This is a genomic window from Arthrobacter sp. UNC362MFTsu5.1 (assembly GCF_000685965.1).
Taxonomy (GTDB): Bacteria; Actinomycetota; Actinomycetes; order Actinomycetales; family Micrococcaceae; genus Arthrobacter.
In genome coordinates this window covers 172,045-188,845 of the sequence record NZ_JMLE01000008.1, presented here as the reverse complement: position 1 = coordinate 188,845, position 16,801 = coordinate 172,045, and the positions used below count along the sequence as shown (strand labels likewise).

13 protein-coding genes are annotated in these 16,801 nt (G+C 68.3%); 5 read left to right on the top strand and 8 right to left on the bottom strand.

The features are described from left to right. Positions 1-797 (top strand): C40 family peptidase (locus BS38_RS24900; protein ID WP_043438293.1); only part of this gene is annotated, 797 nt, incomplete at its 5' end. Here BS38_RS24900 and BS38_RS0110150 read toward each other — a convergent pair. The 5 genes from BS38_RS0110150 to BS38_RS0110130 form a co-directional block, all read right to left on the bottom strand. After that, a complete protein-coding gene (locus BS38_RS0110150) occupies positions 794-1,600 on the bottom strand; it encodes an ABC transporter permease (RefSeq protein ID WP_156037104.1) in 807 nt (268 codons plus the stop codon). The two genes, BS38_RS24900 and BS38_RS0110150, sit on opposite strands and share 4 nt — an antisense overlap. A gap of 43 nt (positions 1,601-1,643) precedes the next feature. Beyond that, on the bottom strand, positions 1,644-2,684 hold the full coding sequence (locus BS38_RS0110145) for an ABC transporter ATP-binding protein (RefSeq protein WP_028270700.1): 1,041 nt from the start codon (positions 2,682-2,684) through the stop codon (positions 1,644-1,646). Continuing rightward, positions 2,681-3,877, bottom strand: a complete 1,197-nt coding sequence (locus BS38_RS0110140; protein ID WP_028270699.1) for a LolA family protein — start codon at positions 3,875-3,877, stop codon at positions 2,681-2,683. The genes BS38_RS0110145 and BS38_RS0110140 overlap by 4 nt, the downstream gene beginning before the upstream one ends. A 104-nt stretch (positions 3,878-3,981) precedes the next feature. Next, the gene (locus BS38_RS0110135; RefSeq protein WP_197024927.1) at positions 3,982-6,633 is read right to left on the bottom strand and encodes a PEP/pyruvate-binding domain-containing protein; all 2,652 of its coding nucleotides are present in this window, start codon (positions 6,631-6,633) and stop codon (positions 3,982-3,984) included. Between the two features lie 140 nt (positions 6,634-6,773). After that, a complete protein-coding gene (locus BS38_RS0110130) occupies positions 6,774-7,805 on the bottom strand; it encodes a universal stress protein (protein WP_028270697.1) in 1,032 nt (343 codons plus the stop codon). Between the two features lie 473 nt (positions 7,806-8,278). Here BS38_RS0110130 and BS38_RS0110125 point away from each other — a divergent pair, with 473 nt between their 5' ends. Further along, on the top strand, positions 8,279-8,911 hold the full coding sequence (locus BS38_RS0110125) for an NAD(P)-binding protein (protein ID WP_043438289.1): 633 nt from the start codon (positions 8,279-8,281) through the stop codon (positions 8,909-8,911). On the opposite strand, the gene BS38_RS0110120 is transcribed toward BS38_RS0110125, so the two are convergent. Next, positions 8,908-9,591: a copper resistance CopC family protein gene (locus tag BS38_RS0110120; RefSeq protein WP_028270695.1), complete on the bottom strand. Its 684-nt coding sequence runs from the start codon at positions 9,589-9,591 to the stop codon at positions 8,908-8,910. The genes BS38_RS0110125 and BS38_RS0110120 overlap by 4 nt on opposite strands. A 112-nt stretch (positions 9,592-9,703) precedes the next feature. Between BS38_RS0110120 and BS38_RS0110115 the strand changes: the two genes are divergently transcribed. Beyond that, positions 9,704-11,146, top strand: coding sequence for an NCS2 family permease (locus BS38_RS0110115; RefSeq protein WP_028270694.1), 1,443 nt, complete (start codon positions 9,704-9,706; stop codon positions 11,144-11,146). A gap of 98 nt (positions 11,147-11,244) precedes the next feature. Next, positions 11,245-12,231: a formimidoylglutamase gene (hutG, locus tag BS38_RS0110110; protein WP_028270693.1), complete on the top strand. Its 987-nt coding sequence runs from the start codon at positions 11,245-11,247 to the stop codon at positions 12,229-12,231. Positions 12,232-12,246: 15 nt separating this feature from the next. Here the strand turns inward: hutG and BS38_RS0110105 are convergent, their stop codons facing one another. Both BS38_RS0110105 and BS38_RS0110100 read right to left on the bottom strand, forming a co-directional pair. After that, positions 12,247-14,313 carry a hypothetical protein gene (locus BS38_RS0110105; protein ID WP_156037101.1) on the bottom strand — a complete coding sequence of 689 codons (2,067 nt, stop codon included), beginning with the start codon at positions 14,311-14,313 and terminating at the stop codon, positions 12,247-12,249. A gap of 145 nt (positions 14,314-14,458) precedes the next feature. Further along, on the bottom strand, positions 14,459-15,202 hold the full coding sequence (locus tag BS38_RS0110100; protein ID WP_028270691.1) for a FadR/GntR family transcriptional regulator: 744 nt from the start codon (positions 15,200-15,202) through the stop codon (positions 14,459-14,461). A gap of 210 nt (positions 15,203-15,412) precedes the next feature. Here BS38_RS0110100 and BS38_RS0110095 point away from each other — a divergent pair, with 210 nt between their 5' ends. After that, the gene (locus BS38_RS0110095) at positions 15,413-16,777 is read left to right on the top strand and encodes an MFS transporter (RefSeq protein ID WP_028270690.1); all 1,365 of its coding nucleotides are present in this window, start codon (positions 15,413-15,415) and stop codon (positions 16,775-16,777) included. The last annotated feature ends 24 nt before the right edge of the window (positions 16,778-16,801 follow it).

Here is a 16,801-nt window from a genome sequence, read left to right as displayed (position 1 = left end):
AAGCCGAACGCGCCAACGCGGCGCAGGCGAAGGCGGTCTCCGAGGCGAAGGCCCAGCGCACCGTGCTCGTGGACCAGCTGGCAAGCCTCAAGAACACCACGGTGGCACTCGAGTCAGCCAGGGTTGATGCGCTGGACCGCCAGCGTGCCCAGGAACGGCTGGCTGCCGTCACCGCTGCAGCAGCTTCCCAGGCTGCGGCCCGGGCGGAGGCAGCGCCCAACAGCCCGGCCCCGGGTGCCCCCGCACCCGCCCCGGCGGCGCCGGCTGCTCCCGCACCTGCCCCGGCCAACCCCGCGCCCGCGGATCCGGCCCCGCCTGCACCTGCTCCGCCTGCGCCCGTGGTCCCGGCTCCGACTCAGCCCGCGCCAGTAGTTCCCGCACCGGCCGTCCCGGCTCCGGCCCCTGCTCCCGCCCCGTCTCCGGGTGGCTCAAACCAGACTGCCATCTCGGTGGCGCTGGGCAAGGTGGGCTCTCCCTACTTTTACAACTACGGCGGCTCCGGCCCGCTCGGCTTCGACTGTTCCGGGCTGGTGCAGAATGCCTTCGCTGCGGCCGGCAAATACCTTCCGCGTACGGCGGCCCAGCAGTACGCGCAGGCGCCCGTTCATGTACCTCTTTCACAGGCGCAGCCCGGTGACCTCCTGGTCTGGGGGTCAGCCCCCGATTTCTACCACGTAGCCATCTACCTTGGCGGCGGACGCGTGGTCCAGGCCCTGAGCCCGGAAGACGGCATCACGGTCACTGACCTGACCTGGATGGCCGGAATGCAGCTCCACCCGACCGTTGCACGGTACTAGGACAGAACGTCCTTCGTGACGAACCGGCCGTAGGCCAGCGCCCCGAAGACCGCGATGTAGCCTGCCTGCAGCAACGCATTACTGCCAAAGGAATCCCAGGCAATCGGCTGGCGCAGCAGGTCCGCGAAACCGAACCAGTAGTGGCTGAACAGCCAGGGGTGCAGCCATTCCAGCTGCGGCAGCTCACCCACAACCTGTGACACCACGGACGCCACGATGGTGGCCGCCATGGCGCCCACCGGAACATCGGTCAGGGTGGACAGGAAGAGTCCGACGGCGGACAACCCCAGCAGCGACACGGTCAGGTACGCCGCCACGAGCAGCAGGCGCACCACTGCCTCCCCCGGGGTGATCACGTCGCCGGACAGCAGCGTCACCGGGCCTACCGGAAACAGGGCCGTCCCGATCCCTGCCCCCGCCAGCGCCACCACCAGCGGAGCCACGATGCAGAACGCGGCGGCGCCGGCGTATTTGACCAGCAGCAGCCGCACGCGGCCGGCCGGCGCCACCAGGAGGTAGCGCAAGGTGCCGAGGCCAGCCTCGCCCGCGATCGTATCCCCGGCCACCACGCCCACGGTGAGCGGCAGGAATAGCGGCACACACACGAGCAGCGCCGTTACCCCCACAAACAGCCCGTTCTGGGTAATCCTGTCCAGGAAGGCAGGTCCGCGGCCTGGTGGAACGGCCGAGGACACGCGGACGGCAATGGCCATCAGCACCGGCACGGCCGCTAGCGCCAGCAGCATGGCCCAGGTCCGGCGCCGGCGGAAAAGGACGCTCAGTTCGGAGGCCAGCAGAGGCAATCCGGAGGAAGCCTTGGCCGGTGCATCCGTCGCGACAACTTCCTTATTGGGCAATGTCGAACCCCTCCCCCGTCAGCGCCACAAAGCGGTCCTCCAAGCTGCCCTGCTCCACGGCGAAGCCGCGCACCCGTACACCGGCCGCCACCATGGCGGCCACCACGGCCTCCGGTTCCACGGCAACCCCCGACTGCCCTGCGTCGCCCAACTGCCCTGTGTCGCCCAACTGCCCTGCGTCTCCGGCCGTGCCGGTATCCCCGGCCCGCCGGCTGTCGCCGTAAACCAGCGCACCATTGCTCCGGCCGCCCATGGGCGTCATTCCCAGCCGGGCGAAAACGCCCTCGGCCAGGCCGGCGTCGGGCGTTACCAGGCGGATCCTGACCTTGCCCTCGTCCCGCAGTTCAGCGAGCGTTCCCTGCGCCACCAGCCGGCCCGCGCTCATGACCGCCGCGTGCGTGCAGATCTGCTCCACCTCCGCCAGCAGGTGGCTGGAGACGAAAACCGTGGCGCCGTCGGCCGCAAGGGAGCGGACCAGGGAGCGCACTTCGCGGGTGCCCTGGGGATCCAGGCCGTTGGTGGGCTCGTCGAGCACCAGCAGTTCCCGGGGCGAGAGGAGCGCATTGGCGATGCCCAGGCGCTGCTTCATGCCGAGCGAATACGCGCGGACTTTCTTCCCGGCGGCATGCGTCAGGCCCACGCGTTCCAGCGCGGCCTCCACCCGCGCACGCCGCGTGGACTGTACGGCGTAAGGGTCCGCCGCATCGAGGCGCCGAAGATTGGCTGCTCCGGACAGGAACGGGTAGAACGCGGGACCTTCCACCAGGGCACCCACACGCGGCAGGACGTCGTGGAAGCGCTCCGGCATCTCCAGCCCCAGCACGCTGACCGACCCGCGCGTTGCCCCGGCGAGCCCCAGCATCATGCGGATGGTGGTGGTTTTGCCGGAGCCGTTCGGGCCCAGGAAACCGAACACCGAACCCCTCGGGACGGCCAGATTAACGCCGTCCACGGCCAGCTGATGGCCGAACCGTTTGCTGAGGCCGCGCGTCTCTATGGCCAGCTCAGCGCTCCGTCCCGCGACTGTCACCTCGCGGCAGCAGCGGTCAGCAGGCGGTCCGCGGGAACAGACCCGGCGAAAACGCGCCCGTCATCGGTAAACAGCACATTTACGACGGCGGTGCTGAACAGCCGTCCGCCCGGCACCGCCACAGCGGCCTGCTGAAGCAGCGGATCGCTGGACATCATCGCACCGGCCTCCGCAGATGCGGCGCTGGCGGGGAATTCAACCACGCTCTCCCAGCCGGTACCCGTCACCGTAGGCCGCGCTGCTGCAGCATCCGGTGCCACAGCCTCCGGAACCGCAGCATCCGGCGTTACAGCATCAGGAACTGCAGCGTCAGGAACCACGCCCTCTTCCGTACGGTGTCCGGGCCAGCGGTGTCCGGGCAGGCTTCCCGTTCCGTGGGCCGGTACTTCGACTTCCTTGACGGTGGCCCCCGGCGGCGGGCTAAAGGCGAACAGTGAGGCGTCCGGGGCTTCAAGTGACAGGCTGGTGAACGCCAGCTTGAAGGCCGGTTCGCTCTGGCCCCGGGCCTTCAGTTCGACGCTCAGCGGCAGGCCGCTCTGGCCGTCAACGGCGATGGCTACCGAAGCGATCAGGGTGCCTTCCGTCCGCGGGGTGACCACCAGGTTGTAAGCGGCCCGGCCGGCAACGTTGACCTCCGGAAGCACTGAAATCTCAGTGGTGGGGTCAGCGGCCGCAAGGAACCGGGCGGCCAGGTCCTCCGGCGTCGGCATCACACCGTCCGTGCCCGCACCGGGATGCTTGTACTGGCCAACATCATGATGCCGGCCGGCATCGGCGGGGAGTGTCAGGTGAGTGGCGGTGTTGTCCCTGGAGCTGTACAGCCACACCTCGTCCCCGCTGCGTACGGCATTGCGTTCAGCGAGGCGGTCCAGGACCTGGACCCGCACGTTGCGCGGTCCGTCCAGGAACACCCTGGCGGTATGCGGCCCACTCAACAGCTCAAGGACGGACGCTGCGCCGCCGGCCGACGGCCCGGTTTTCGGAAGCTCGGGCAGGCCGATCCGGGACGTCTGCTCCAACGTCCCGGAGAGCGACGGAGCGGAGTGATGCGCTACCAGCGCCAGGACCTCTTGCGGCGTCTTGGCGGGCAAAGGGTCCCCGGCGCTTGCCGGCAAGGACCCTGCCAGCGCAGCGGCGGCAATTACGGCGGGCACGGCGGCGGCGGGCATCCACCGCAGCCACTTTCTGGTCATGACAACTCCGCTCCAACATTGCAGCTTATTGATTCCAGAGTACGCTTCGGACCCGCCCGCTACACCCCTTTGGGACGTCGCCGTCGTGCGCTTGCCGGGGCGGCTCAGCCCGCTGCCGGCGCGACCGTGCCGGCCCCGCCGTCGAGCGTTATCAGCTGCCCGGTGCTGATGGCGGAGGTTGCGTCCGGGACGCCCACGACGGCGGGAATTCCGTACTCACGGGCGACGACCGCGCCGTGGGAATTGGGCCCGCCCATTTCCATCACAAGCCCGCCGGCGGTGAGGAACAATGGCGTCCACCCCGGATCCGTTGACGGGGCCACCAGGATCTCACCGGGTTCCAGCGCGGCGCCCTGCGGGTCCAGGATGACGCGCGCCCGGGCTGTGACGGTTCCGGCCGACGCCGGCGTGCCGGACAGGACCCCGGCCGCCGTGCCGGCGGCGGTGCCGTGCAGCGCTTCGGGTTCCGTTCCGTCCGAAAGCAGCACCCGGGGAATGCGACGGCGGCCCATTTCGGCGTCGTAGGCCTCGCGGCGCTCGGCCACGATTCCCCGCAGAGACTCCCCTGCAAGGCCCCGGTGCGCCTCGGCGAAGTCGAGGAAAAAGATGTCGTCGGCCTCGGCGATGCTGCCTGCCGCGGCGAGCGCCTCCCCCACCGCCGTCAGCTGTTTCCGCACCGAAGCCAGGCCTTCGACAATGTGGTATTTCGGCAGTTCGCGCAGTCCGGCGAACAAACGGGTCCGCGTCAGCGCACCACGCACCATGCGGGCCCGCAGCCTGCCGGCCGGACCGCCTTTGCTCCCCGCGATCGCTGTTAGCCTCTCGATCTGGGCCTCTGCCTCGCGGGCGGCGTTGGCGAACTGCCGGTCCGGGGCCAGTGCCGGATCGTCGAGTTTGAGATAGTTCGCCAGGACTCCCAGGATGTGCGCGGGGTCGTCCGACCAGCGGGGCATGCCGAGGTCGATTTCCGCCACGGCGCGGTGGCCGTACCGTGCCAGGAAGCCCGCCAGCCCGGACTGCACGACGGCGGGAAGCCCGCCGGAGCGGTACCGCCGCGCCAGTTCAGCCGGAGAGGCCCCCTCAAAAACGGCGGCGGCCCCCGGGTGGGAGCGGATGTCCGTGGCCAACTGCCAGAGGGCAAGGTCCATTTCCGTGGTCACGTTGTTGGGGAGGCCCCGGAGGACGCCCTGCAGGGCACCGGACTCGGAGCCCTGCCCCGCCAGCTTCCCGGCGACCGCCAGCAGCGCGAACCCCAGAGCGGGCAGCGGCATTACCGCCGGAACGATGTGGAAGAGCCTCTCGCCCAGGATGCGTTCGGCCTGCTCCAGCCGTTCCGCAGGCGTGGCCGTGTCCGGGACCACGAGGCCGCCCCGGAACCGCGCGCCGAATCTATCCACACGCTGAAGCGCCGCTTCCGGTCGAAGGAGCGCCCGGAGGAACGACTCCGGAACCCTGGCCTTCGCCGCCAGCGGAACTACATGCCGGAGGAGCGGCCACGGCGACCTGAGCGTGACCGAGAACCTCGGGTCAGCGAACAGCCGGCGGAGTACCGTGGCGGATCTGGCTTCCATAATGTCGAAAACACGGGGCACAATGGCGCGGCCCACGCTGCTGCGGACCACCGGGGTGAGGTCGACGAAGAGGCGCTGCCCTGCCTGCCGGAACGGGGCCGGGCCGTTGCGCGGCTCGGGCACGTCGAAGCCGGCCGCACGGGCCACCGAGGACGCGATCATCCGGAAGCCGGCCATCCCCATCGGGGTCAGCGGGCGGGTCAGCCCCTGGGCAAGGCTGAAGCACAGGAAGACGCGAGTCCCCTCGGGCACCCGCAGGTCGGGGCGCGGATCCGGCAGGGGATACAGCGTGGTGATGGGCCGGGACTGCACCAGGAAGAGCTTGTCCGCGGCGTCGATGGCCCATTCGATGTCCTGCGGCGCCCCGTAGTGCCGCTCCACCCTGCTGCCCAGGGCGGCCAGTTCCCGGATCTGGCCATCGCTGAGGGAAGGGACGGAATCCGGGACAAGGTTGATCCGCTCGGTACCCCCTCCGGCGAGCGGCCTGATGGCGAGCCCCTTATCCCCCTCCCGCCGTTCCAGGATCTCCTTGGTGGCCGTGTCCACCACGAAGTGGTCCGGATTAACGGCTCCCGAAACCACCGCTTCGCCCAGCCCGGGACTGGCATCGATCACGGCCTCAAGCCGCCGGCCCGTCACCGGGTTCGCCGTGAACAAGACACCCGCCACCTCGGCGTCCACCATGCTCTGGACCACCACCGCCAACGCCACAGTAGACGGGCTGATCCCGTGGGTGGCCCGATAGGTCACTGCCCGGTCCGTCCACAGCGACGCCCAGCACTTCCGGACGGCGGCCAGAACGGAGTCATCGCCCACCACATTCAAATACGTGTCCTGCTGCCCGGCGAAGCTCGCGAGCGGCAGGTCCTCGGCCGTCGCGGACGACCTCACAGCCACCGGAACGTTAGTGCCCAGCGCGGCGTAGGACTCCCTGACGGCGTCGGCTATCTCCGGCGGAACGTCCACGGCGAGGATGAGCCCGCGTGCCCGGGCCGCCAGCGTGGCCAGGCCCGCGAGGTCGTCTGTCCCGGTGGCGGCGAGTGCGGCGTGCACGCCTTCAAGTCCAGCGGGGCCCACGGCCCGCCGGTACGCCTCCGTGGTCAGGCAGAAGCCGGGCGGCACGGGGAGCCCGGCACCCATGGTTTCGCCCAGGTTGGCCGCCTTGCCGCCCACACGGGCCAGCATTCCGGCGTTGATGAGCTCCAGCCCCAGCACAAGGCCGTCCGCGGAAACGTCCTGAGTGCTGCTCTGGGTCACCGTTGGCCTCCTGGTGTGTTCGCCCGGCCTGGCGTGTACGCCCGGCCGTTGGAGAGTCGGAAGGGCGGTTACGCCGCTCCGAGCATGGGCCCGAAGCTGGCGCGGTCGGCGAGCCGCGGGTCGTCCCGGTCCGGAACCACCAGCACCGGCCCCTTGGCATGGTGAAGGATGCCGTCCGACGTCGACCCCAGCAGCATTCCGGTGAAACCGCCACGGCCGCGGGTTCCCACGACCACCAGTTCCACGTGCCGGCTGGCTTCCACCAGGACCTCGACCGGGGAACCGTCCACGAGCTGCGTCTCCACGGTCAGCTTGGGGTAGTGGCTCTTCAGCCACGCCACGCCGGCCTCGAGCTGCACCCTGATGTCCGCGAACAACGCTTCCCTGTCCATCGGAGCGGGGACCCATGCCAGCGAGCCGCTGTACTGCGGCACGGCGCACACAACGCGGAGCGGGGCACCAAGTCGTTCGGCCTGGTCTGCAGCCTCCAGGACGGCGACGCGGGCCTGTTCGGAACCGTCGACGCCCACCACCACAACGTGCTCCACCGGCTGGTTGCCGGATTTGGCCCGCTCGGCTTTGACGTGTTTGTCATCCGTGGTCTCGCCCAGGCGGTCCGCACAGATCAGCGGCACGGTGACCGTGGGGCACTTGGCGTGTGCCGGCAGGGCGCTGCTGACGGATCCGAGCAGCCTGCCCACGAAGCCGCCCCGGCCTCGGGTGCCGAACACCAGCAGTTCGGCGGACTCGGACATCTCCAGCAGCACTCCGGAGGCGTCGCCGTTTTCCACGGAGGCGTCAACGTCGATGTCGTACGGGGCCACCTTATCCAATGCCTGCTTGAGGATGGCCTCGGCGCCCTCGCGGATCACCGAATCGTCAACGGTGGCATAGCCGCCGTCCAGGCCGGACGCCGCGAAGATCGGCACGGAGTATGCGGTCACGATGTGCAGGGGGCGGCGGCGGCGCTCAGCTTCACGTGCGGCCCAGACGAGGGCACACTGGCTATGGTCGGAGCCGTCAACACCCACAACGATCCCCTCGGGGGCGGCAGAACCGCCGTCGTCATCCCTTGACGGGTGCACCTGATCTCGGCCCATGGGGTCCGCCTCCTCGCGATACTGCCTGATGTTGCCGCTATTCTGCCAGAAGTGGCCGTCCGCCGGGTGAACCGGGCGCCAAGGCCGGATTCTGGCCGAATAATCCCTCTTTTAGACCACTATTCTCGGTTGCAGAACGCTAAGCAAGCGGCCCTCCGTCAGGCAGCCGGAGGCTTCCGGAGAGGCTCCGGACACCTGAGCCAGCTACCAGTTTTTACAGCACTGAAACATAAAGATCCCACCTCCGATGAGCCGAATTACAAGTATGAGATTGTTGGGTTAGCCAATGTCCGGCAAGGGCTATCCAGAGCTCCAAAAGTTCTGTAATGTCGAGGCGTTGCGAATCTGAGATACGTGTTTCAGAACACATTTCCAGCTTCATGCGCGGCAGCCGGACTTTGGGGGTTACGGAGAGTGCAGGGGAACCATACCTGCACAGCGAACCATTCGAGGAGGAACGAGCAGTGTCGAGCATGCCAATTTATGGTGGAACCGAGCAGACCACCACGGTGATCATCGGCTCAGGGCTTCCGGGCCTGGCAATTGCCAGCGAGCTCCGGCGGCGCGGCGTGGACTCCATCACCGTGGATGCGCTCGAAACCCTGGGCGGAATCCAGTCCGCCAATACCGTGTCACTGCCCCGCTGTGACGCGCCGAATTCAGCCACCATGCAGGAACGGAACGAAATCCTCCGGCACCTGAGGAACTACGCCAGCAGCCACAACCTGGACATCCGCAACAACACCCGTGCCGTCCAGCTGAACCTGCTGGGCACCGGACTCTCCCAGCCACCCATGCACCAGTGGGCAGTGCACACGCCCGAGGGCATCCTGCTGGCGCACCACATTGTCCTGACCCGCGGTGCACACAGCCAGCTGCGCCGCATGCTCGCCGACTTTGGGCTGGCCCTGGGGCAGAGCCTGGCCGCCGCCATGCGGGCCATCGGTATATACCTCGTGGGCGTCGGGGAACTCATCACGCCGACACCCAAGGAAGTACTCCGCCAGGCCAAGGTTGTGGGACAGGCGATTTCCGCCAAGGTCTACCCGGACAGTGTTCCGTCAGTGCTCACGGGAAGCTTCGCCGCGTTGCCGTCTCCGGCTTAGCGGGCGTCGGCATCCTCGGAACTGTCGCCGGCCGTGGAGGTGTCGCCGTCATTGTTCTTCAGGTTGCGCTTCGCCAGCACGCCGAGCGCCACAAGGATGCCCAGGGCGGTCCCGGCGAACACCACCAGGCTCCAGGGGAACGGCTCCGACGCGTCCGGTGCGGGCTCCGGAACCGTGGGGGTGGTGCCGGGCTGCGCGGTTCCCGCCGAGGGGACCTGACCCGCCGTCGAACTGCCGGGCGCCGAACTGCCGGGCGCCGAGCTGCCCGGCGCCGGACTGGCAGAGCCGGAGCCCGCCGCTGCGGCGGTGGCCGTAAAGCTGAACGTGCCCTCAATAGGGTGCGAATCGGAACTGACCACGCGCCACACCACGGTGAACTTCCCGGCCGGGGCGCCGGCGCGGAGCTTCTGCGACGCCACGTTGTCCACGATCTCCACCGGACCCTCCGCCCAGTTCACGCCTGCCGCATCCTTCACCTGGATCTGCGAGCCGAGGGCCAGCGGGTCCTTGTTGAAGGTCACCGAAACCTTCTCCGGCGGAGTGGCAACCGTGGCCCCCTGGGCCGGGCTGCTGGACTCCGCGGCATCGTGGGCAGAGGCTGGTGCCGCTGCGGACAGCACGGCGGCCGCGAAAAACAGTGCCCCGATAAGGGCGCTCAGCAGGTGGCGGATGGAACGCATGCGGGGATACTCCTGTGTGTTGGCTTCCTTACAGACTAGGCGAAATCGCGGGGTCGCAACCCGCCAACCTACTAGGATTCAACTTATCCCCAACACTCTCCCCGGAGGACTAATGCTCAAGCAGGGCTCTGCACTGGACCGGTACTTCAAGATATCCGAGCGGGGGTCAAACTTCTCCCGCGAGATCCGCGGAGGCTTTGCCACCTTCTTCGCCATGAGCTACATCGTGGTGCTGAACCCCCTGATCCTCTCCGGGCCCGACTCCAGCGGCGCAGTCTTGGGCTTCCCGGCCGTCGCGGCGGTCACCGCCTTTGCCGCGGGCATCCTGACCATCCTCATGGGCGCCTGGGCCAAGCACCCGTTCGCCATGGCCACCGGGCTGGGCGTCAACGCCTTCGTGGCGGTCACGGTGGCAACGAACCCGGGCCTGACCTGGCCGGACATGATGGGGCTGGTGGTCCTTTCCGGCATCACCATGCTGATCCTGGTCCTCACCGGCTTCCGCACCGCCGTGTTCAAGGCTGTCCCGGACGGCCTCAAGACGGCCATCGTGGTGGGCATCGGCCTGTTCATCGCCCTGATCGGCCTGGTCAACGCCGGGTTCGTGCGCCGCATCCCGGACGCCGCGGGCACCACGGTCCCGGTGGGGCTGGGCTTCGACGGCAAGCTCCTGGGCTGGCCCACAGTGGTGTTCGTCTTCGGGCTCATCCTGACCATCGGCCTGCTGGTCCGCAAGGTCAAGGGCGCCATCCTGATCGGCATCATCGCCTCCACCATCCTGGCCGTCATCCTGGAATTCACCCTGCACATCGGCCCCAGCTTCGACGGCAAGAACGTCAACCCGCAGGGCTGGTCGCTGGTGGCACCGAAGTTCACCGAGTGGGCCGCGCCGGACCTGTCCCTGATCGGCAAAGCCAACCCCCTCGGCGCGTTCGAGCACCTCGGCTTCGTGGCCGCAACGCTGCTGGCCTTCGTGATCCTGCTCAGCATCTTCTTCGACGCCATGGGCACCATGGTGGGCCTGGCCAACGAGGCCGGCACAGTGGACAAGGACGGCAACATCCCCGACGTGGACCGCGTCCTGCAGGTCGACGCGCTCGGCGCGATCGTGGGCGGCGGCGCATCCGTCTCCTCCAACCAGATCTACGTGGAATCCGGCGCCGGCATCGGTGAGGGCGCACGCACCGGCCTGGCCTCGATCGTCACGGGGCTGCTGTTCCTGGTGGCCATGTTCTTCACGCCGCTGATCAACCTGGTCCCGTTCGAGGCTGTGGCCCCCGCCCTCGTGGTGGTGGGCTTCATGATGGTGGCCCAGGTGGGCAAGATCGACTGGCAGGACTGGGGCATCGCGATTCCCGCGTTCCTCACGTTCACGCTGATGCCGTTCACCTACTCGATCGCGAACGGCCTGGGCGCCGGCTTCATCGCCTACGTGCTGATCCGCACGTTCCAGGGCCGGGCCCGCGACGTCCACCCGCTGATGTGGGCCGTGGCCGCAGCGTTCCTGCTGTTCTTCGGCATCGGCCCCATCGAGCAGGCGCTGGGCGTCCTGTAGTCCGGTTTTCGCCCGCCGAGATGGCACTGTCCGGGATTTGCGACAGTCCGACGGCGGCGGGGCTGGTTTTCGGGGCTCCGCTGCGGTGAGCTTGGAGTATGCCGCACACAGTCCTCACAGTCGATAATCCGCCGCTCACCTGGCGGGGCCGGTTCGATGGCGACGGCGCTGAGCACCGCCGCTGGTGGCAGGCCGTCCAGCCGTACCGCCACGGTCCTGTTGCTCCGCTGCCGGAACACCTGCAGACCGGCACACCGGAGCCTGGCCACCGTCCCGCCGTCATTCTCGGATTCAGCAGCGACGCCGGAGTGGTTCGCAACAAGGGCAGGGTGGGCGCAGCCGCGGCCCCCGCCGCCATCCGGGCCGCGCTGGGGCCGCTCGCGTTCCACCTCCCCCGCGAGGTGTTCGACGCCGGTGATGTGACCGTCAGGGACGGTGCGCTGGAGGCCGGGCAGGCCCGGGCCGGGCTGGCCGTTGCGGAAATGCTCGACGCCGGCAACCTCACCGTGCTGCTGGGCGGCGGCCACGAAACCGCGTTCGCCAGCTACCTTGGCGTAGCCGGTTCCGCCGCCGTCCGCAGCGGGCAGCGGCTGGGCGTGCTGAACCTGGACGCCCACTTCGACCTCCGCGACGCCCCCGAGCCGTCCTCCGGCACACCCTTCCTGCAGATGGCCAGGGCCGAGGAAGCCGCCGAACGAAAACTGAACTACGCCGTCGTCGGAATCTCGGAGCCCAACAACACCCGGGTGCTTTTCAAGACCGCTGAACGGCTGGGTGTGAAGTACCTTCTCGACGAGGACTGCACGGCCGAGGCAACCCGGCAGTTCGTGGCCGACTTCCTGGACACCGTGGACGTGCTCTACCTGACCATCGACCTGGACGTGCTGCCCGCCGCCGTGGCCCCGGGGGTCAGCGCGCCGGCCGCCTACGGGGTCCCGCTGCCGGTGATCAGCGCAGTGTGCCGCCAGGTGGCTGCCAGCGGGAAACTGCTCCACCTGGACGTGGCCGAACTGAACCCGAAGTTCGACATCGACCAGCGCACGGCCAAGGTGGCCGCGCGGCTGGTCAACACCCTGCTGGGCTAGGCCTGCCGCCTGCCGTCAGGCACGGAAGGTGACGACGGCGGTGGCCCACGGTCCCAGCGTTACCGTCAGGTCGCCGTCGCCGTCGTCCGCTGAGGATGCCTCCGTGCGGGAGGCCTCAGCCCGGGAGCCCGCAGCGGCACCGATGACCGTCACCTCTGCCGCCCCCGGAGCGGCACTGCCACCGGTCCCCTGCGGCAGCGTGACGCGTGCTGTGGACTCGCGGGGGCTGAGGTTGCCCAGGAACAGCTGCAGGCCGCCGTCCGACTGGACCGGGTAGACCGTCACGGGGCTCTTGCCGGCCCGCCGTTGCGACTGCACGGGATCAGCGGCCAGAACCGGATCACCCTTGCACGCCGCGAGCTTCTGCAGCAGCTCCCCTGCGGGGTTCAGAGTCCCGTCCGCGGCCGTGACGCCACGCGGCGGTCCTGCCTCGAAGTACGTCACGGAAGACACGCCGTCCACCGTCAGGGCGTGGAGGCTGGCCAACGTCCAGGCCGCGGTGAAGCTGTGGTCCTGGAGCTCGTCGCCTTCCGCACGCTGGTCCGGAGCATGAAGCCGGGGCTTGAGCGTGATGGGTCCGACGTGGACAGACCGCCCTTCCCCCAGCTTGTGGGCGCTGGCGGCGGCAAGACGCTGCACCGGAACGGTCTCCACGATGTGCGGGATTTCCGTGCTGTGCACCTGCGGGGCGAGGCTGAAGGTCAGGGCGTCGGCGTCCTTTGGAACGGGGCTGCCGTTGCCGCTTCCGGCGCTGCTTCCGGCAATCCAGCGGTTGAGTTCGGTGAAATGCGAGCGGGTGCCGGCCAGCAGCTGGCCGCTGAAACCGGCGTCGTTGAGCGAAGCCTTCAGTGCGCCAAACGCTGCCGGATCGGTGCACTGCGTTTCGGGGTGGAAGAGTCCCAGCCGGACGACCCGGGAGAGCGACCCGCCCAGGGCGCTGCTGAGTGCTTCCGCAACGCCGTCGGCCGAGTCCGACACCACCCGCACGTCCAGGGCGGCTCCGTGGCGGTCCGCCTCCCGGGCTGCGGCGGCAAGCTTGGCAGGCCAGGCTTCCCGGGGTTCGTACAGTTCCACCAGGACGGCGTCGAGGCCCGGCAGCGTGGGGCCTTCAGCTGAGCCGGCGCCTGCCGGGACGGAAGCCGTCGAGTCAGCATCCACCGAGTCCACGGACAACGCCAGAGCCGGAACGGTTCCCACCGGCACGCCCACGGCAAAGGCCGCCTGCTCCTGGCTTTCGCGGGCGGGGTTGTCCGGCGTCTCGATGCTCAGGGCTTCGATGCTGACCGACTGCTTCACGGTGTCCCCCACGGCGACGTCCACCGGGGTGGGCAGCGCCGAGGGGGTGCTGTAGGTCTTGAAGGAACCGTCGCTCCAGTTCCGCTGGTCCTCGGTTTCGAAGATGTCTCCGGAGAAGCCAAGGTCGAAGGCGGTTCCGGCGTCGGCCCATTCCAGCGAGGAGATGTCCGTGAACACCAGGTCCGGCCTGATGTCTGTGGGGAAGGCCCCGCTGGTGACATTGCCGTCCGGCGACACCACGCTGACGTCCCGCCCGGCTTCGCTGGTGGGATGCAGGACCACCAGGCCGATCCGGTTGCGGCGGAACGCCGCCTTCGCCCGGCCGGAGAATGACACATCAACGATGGCCGGGGTGACCCGCAGCATCAGCATGCCTTCGTAGGCCGGAGGTTCCGTTCCATCTGCGGCAGTACCGGGCGCCGCAGTGCCATCTGCCGCAGTGCCATCTGCCGCAGTGCCGGGGGCAGCGTAGTCAACGTGGATGCGGAGGCTGATGCCGTCGTCGTCCTTCAGTTCCTCGATGTCCCGCACCGACGGCGCAAAGGTGCGCCATTCGTGGTCCCGCACCACCGCTTTGATGGCACGGAGTACCGGCCGGCCGCCGTAGCTGATGTTCGCCAGTTCGTCCCCGATCAGCTCCGCCGTCCAGACGCCCACGGCGAGCTTCCTGATCTGCGGATCGAGCCGCCGCTCGAGTGCGGGGCGGGAATCGGAACCCGCCACGGCGGACGATACTGCGGCGGACGGTGCTGCGGGGTGCAGGGCTGCGGAGGGCTCAGTAGACACGGGAAGCTGCTCTCTGGTGGCTGGTGACTGCGCCCAGCTGACCCCGGGCCGGTCCTGTGGATTTGACCATATCGGAAGAGGCCCGGAGGCTCAATGGCCGTCCGTCAACGCCTGTTATGTGGCTGCTGGCCGCCCTACCGGCTGCCTACTGCGCGGCGTCGTACCCGGCCAGCAGGCGGCGGGAAGCGGTACCCATGTGCGAAGCCATGGCCTCGGTCACTGCGGCGGCGTCGCGCTTTTCGAGGGCCGTAAAAATGGCCCGGTGCTCCGCGAGCGCCGCGGCGGCGTGCCCTTCGTCCGTGAGGGCGCGGTCAACCCAGATCCGCAGCAGTGAGCGGATGCTCTGGAGGAGCTCCTGCAGCACCTGGTTTCCGGAGCTCGTGGCAATTTCCTTGTGGAAGGCGGCGTCGGCTTCCACGAATGCCGCCAGGTTGCCCAGGTTCTGCTCCATCGAGTCGAGGTTGGCCCGCATTCGCGCCAGGGACTCGTCGGTAATCCGGGCCGCGGCGAGCTGGCCGGCCTGCACCTCAAGGCCGCTGCGGAGTTCGATGAGCTCACGGGTCCTGGGCTCGCCCAGCATGAGCCCCCAGCTAAGGGTCCGGGGCAGGAGCTCCGAAACGCCGTCGCGCAGGTACGTTCCCGAGCCGGGTCGGACAATGACGATGCCCAAAATTTCCAGTGCTGCCAGTGCTTCGCGCACGGCCGAGCGCCCCACTCCGAGCGAGGCGGCCAGGTGGCGTTCGGCGGGGAGGCGGGTCCCGGCGGCGATGTCTCCGCTGGTGAAGTAGGCCATCAGCCTCTCGGCGACCTCGGAGACGACAGAACCCTGCCCCATGGAACCAAGCGCGGCACTGATTTTGGCCGTCGAGGCGGCGGAGTTTGCGGACACACTCACAGCGTAGCAACCACACGCGGGCAGGCATGGCATCCCGACTTCAAAATTAAATCAGTCAACCGGTTGACCAATTTACCTTGTTGGCCTTATGGTGGAAGTCACAGGCCTAGCCCCACTTGATACGCCCCCCGACGCTAAGCCTCGAAACCAGCCCCACGCCTCCAGCGCAGGATGCGGCCGGGACATCAACATCTAGGAGTCAACGTGGACACCACACAATCGGTGGTCGAAAAATCTGCAATCAGGAAAGTGGCAATCCGGCTGGTGCCGTTCGTCGCCCTGATGTTCTTCATCAACTACCTTGACCGGACGGCCATCTCCTTCGCCGGCCCCAACGGCATGAACGGCGACCTGGCCCTCTCGGCGGCGCAGTTCGGTTTCGCCTCCGGCGTTTTCTTCATTGGCTACATCCTGCTGGAAGTCCCCAGCAACCTGGCCCTGCACAAGTTCGGTGCCCGCCGCTGGCTTGCCCGCATCATGGTCAGCTGGGGCATCGTCTCCCTGCTGTTCACCTGGGTGGGCAACGTGGAACAGCTCTACATCCTCCGCTTCATCCTGGGTGTGGCCGAGGCCGGATTCTTCCCCGGCGCCATCCTGTTCCTGAGCCTGTGGGTTCCGTCCCGGCACCGCAGCAAGATCCTGGCCCTGTTCTACTTGGCCCAGCCGCTCACCACCGTGATCGGTGCCCCGCTGGCCGGCCTGCTCATCCAGCAGCACGGACTCTTCGGACTCGCCGGCTGGCGCGTCATGTTCTTCGGCGTGGCCATCCCCGCCATCATCGTCGGCGTCATCGCATGGTTCTACCTGGCCGACTCCCCCGCCAAGGCCAAGTGGCTGACCCTGGAGGAAAAGACCTGGCTGACCGGCGCCCTGGAGAAGGAAAAGCAGGAAACCGCAGCCAGCAACAAGCACGTCAGCGTCCGCACCGTCTTCGGCAACGGCCGGGTCTGGATGCTCTCCGCGATCTACTTCGGCTTCATCTACGGCCTGTACGCCCTCGGCTTCTTCCTGCCCACCATCATCGCGGGCTTCGAAGGCATCTACGGCACCAAGTTCGACGTCTTCCAGAAGGGCCTGATCACCGCAATTCCGTACCTGCCCGCTGCGTTCGCACTGTACTTCTGGTCCAAGGACGCCACCAGGCGCGGCGTCAAGACCTGGCACATCGCCCTCCCCGCCCTCATTGGCGGCCTGAGCATCCCGCTGGCCCTGTTCGCCGGCTCCCCGGCGGCCACCATCGCCGTCATCACCATCACGGCCATGTCCATCTTCGCCGCCCTGCCCAACTTCTGGACGGTGCCCACCCATTTCCTCACCGGCGCAGCAGCGGCTGCAGGCATCGCCCTGATCAACACGGTAGGCAACCTGGCCGGCTTCAGCGCCGGGTACGTCACCGGCTGGCTCAAGGACCTCACCGGAGGGTACACGGTGCCGATGTTCGTCGTCGGCAGCTTCATGCTCCTGTCCTCCATCCTCATGGTGACGTTGAGCCGCTCCGGCAAGGTCAGCGAAGGCGTCCCGGCTGAGGCGCTGGACCCGGCGGGCGCCGGACACCACTCCGAGCCGTAACAGCCCGGGCCGTAACAGCCCGTG

Excerpts from the sequence above, each read along its gene's own strand:
- BS38_RS0110140 (WP_028270699.1), bottom strand. The coding sequence starts at position 3,877 with ATGACCAGAAAGTGGCTGCGGTGGATGCCCGCCGCCGCCGTGCCCGCC.
- BS38_RS0110135 (WP_197024927.1), bottom strand. The coding sequence starts at position 6,633 with ATGCTGGCCCGTGTGGGCGGCAAGGCGGCCAACCTGGGCGAAACCATG.
- BS38_RS0110130 (WP_028270697.1), bottom strand. The coding sequence starts at position 7,805 with ATGGGCCGAGATCAGGTGCACCCGTCAAGGGATGACGACGGCGGTTCT.
- BS38_RS0110125 (WP_043438289.1), top strand. The coding sequence starts at position 8,279 with ATGCCAATTTATGGTGGAACCGAGCAGACCACCACGGTGATCATCGGC.
- BS38_RS0110120 (WP_028270695.1), bottom strand. The coding sequence starts at position 9,591 with ATGCGTTCCATCCGCCACCTGCTGAGCGCCCTTATCGGGGCACTGTTT.
- BS38_RS0110115 (WP_028270694.1), top strand. The coding sequence starts at position 9,704 with ATGCTCAAGCAGGGCTCTGCACTGGACCGGTACTTCAAGATATCCGAG.
- hutG (WP_028270693.1), top strand. The coding sequence starts at position 11,245 with ATGCCGCACACAGTCCTCACAGTCGATAATCCGCCGCTCACCTGGCGG.